The sequence below is a fragment of the Pinisolibacter sp. genome (assembly GCF_036782435.1).
Classification (GTDB): domain Bacteria; phylum Pseudomonadota; class Alphaproteobacteria; order Rhizobiales; family Ancalomicrobiaceae; genus CALBKH01.
The window spans coordinates 1-1,547 of the sequence record NZ_DAIPZB010000110.1; the positions used below are offsets into that span (position 1 = coordinate 1).

At 66.0% G+C, this 1,547-nt stretch carries 2 protein-coding genes; both read right to left on the reverse strand.

Translation table 11 applies throughout. The features are described 5' to 3' along the window. Positions 1–26: 26 nt before the first annotated feature. Complete coding sequence (locus V7Q42_RS21400; protein WP_333826296.1) at positions 27–173, reverse strand: hypothetical protein; 147 nt, start codon at positions 171–173, stop codon at positions 27–29. A gap of 183 nt (positions 174–356) precedes the next feature. Next, a complete protein-coding gene (locus V7Q42_RS21405; protein ID WP_333826297.1) occupies positions 357–1,283 on the reverse strand; it encodes a DUF2493 domain-containing protein in 927 nt (308 codons plus the stop codon). Positions 1,284–1,547: the final 264 nt, after the last annotated feature.

Below are 1,547 nucleotides of genomic sequence, written 5' to 3' on the forward strand. Positions count from 1 at the left end.
GGTGGCAATCTCCTCAGGCGAAACGCTCATCCGTGATTTTCAAAACGGACTCTCAACAGCTGCGCGTCCGAAAGAGGCGCCTCGTCGAGACGAAGCGTCATGACCTCGAAACCGGTCCGGCTGACCGCGACGGTGTACTCGAGCTGGGCGGAGAGCTTGCCGTCGTCGGTCACGACCGTCCATCCGTCGCTCGTCGTCGAGACCCGACGGTTCCTCTGGTTCACCATCGACGCGATGGTGAAGACCATTCGGGGCGGCTCTCGTTCGTGCGTGACCGCCGTGATCACACCCGAGGCCAGGTTGATAAGGTCACGCGACGAATGCGCAAATGTCCGCTTCGGGTGGAACTGCGGCTCTCACGCGCCGCCCTTGCCGAACCGGTAGATCGGGATCCCGAGCTTGCGCGCCTTGTCGGCGAGGTTGTCCTGGATACCGGTGCCGGGGAAGACGACGACGCCGATCGGCAGGACGGAGAGCATCTGGTCGTTGCGCTTGAACGGGGCGGCCTTGCCGTGCTTGGTCCAGTCGGGCTTGAAGGCGACTTGCGGAACCTTGCGGATGTCGGCCCAGCGGGCGGCGATCTTCTCGGCCCCCTTCGGCGAGCCGCCGTGCAACAACACCATGTCGGGGTGCTTGGCCAGGATCTGATCGAGCTTGGCGAAGATGCTCGCGTGGTCGGCGGTATCGCCGCCGGTGAAGGCGATCTTCGGCCCGGCGGGCACCATCACTTCGGTCTCGGAGCGACGTTTGGCGGCGAGGAAGTCGCGGCTGTCGACGACGGCCGAGGTGAGGTTGCGATGGGAGACCATCGACCCGACGTGCGGACGCCAGAATGAGCCGGTGTGGCGCTCGTGGTGCTCCGCAGCCTGGTCGCGCATCAGTTCGAAAGCGTCACGGCGTTCGATCAGGGTCTGGCCTTCGGCGATCAGTCGTTCCAGTTCGACCGAGCGCACCTCGCTGCCGTCCTGTTCGCCCTGCGAGCGACGCTGCGCCGCCTCGTTCCCGTCGAGTTCGCCTTCGATCCGCCGACAGGCGCGGTGGAAGAGATTGACGGTCGACCAGAGGAGATCGTCGAGGTCGGGTTCGAGGCGGGTGTCGGCGAGCGTCGAGATCAGGGCGTCGAAGATGTCGGCGATTGCACCGGCGACGCGGGAGCCTTCGGGAAGTGGACGAGGATCGGGCTCGTCCTGGAAGGGGCGCCAGCCGTAGAGCTGGAGCTGGGTGAGGAAATGATCGGTGGGAGAGGCGATGTGATGGGGGTCGAAGTCGTCGTGCCCGCTCATGGGATGCTCCGTCGGTTGGACCGCGCCCTCGCGGCCTTGATGGCGACGAAGCTCACGGAAGCGGACGGACCTGCACCCGGCGCCTTTCTCGCGCATGATCCGTTCCCGAAACCGGATTCCACTTTCGGGAATCATGCGTACCCGCCGGGCCGGAGCAACGCGGAGGACGGCGACGGACGGCGATCTTACCTCGCGATGCAAAGCCCGAAGGGCGGCGGAAGATCGTCGGCCGCAGCCGTTGCCGGACCGTCCCGACCGTCGAGC

Excerpts from the sequence above, each read along its gene's own strand:
- V7Q42_RS21405 (WP_333826297.1), bottom strand. The coding sequence starts at position 1,283 with ATGAGCGGGCACGACGACTTCGACCCCCATCACATCGCCTCTCCCACC.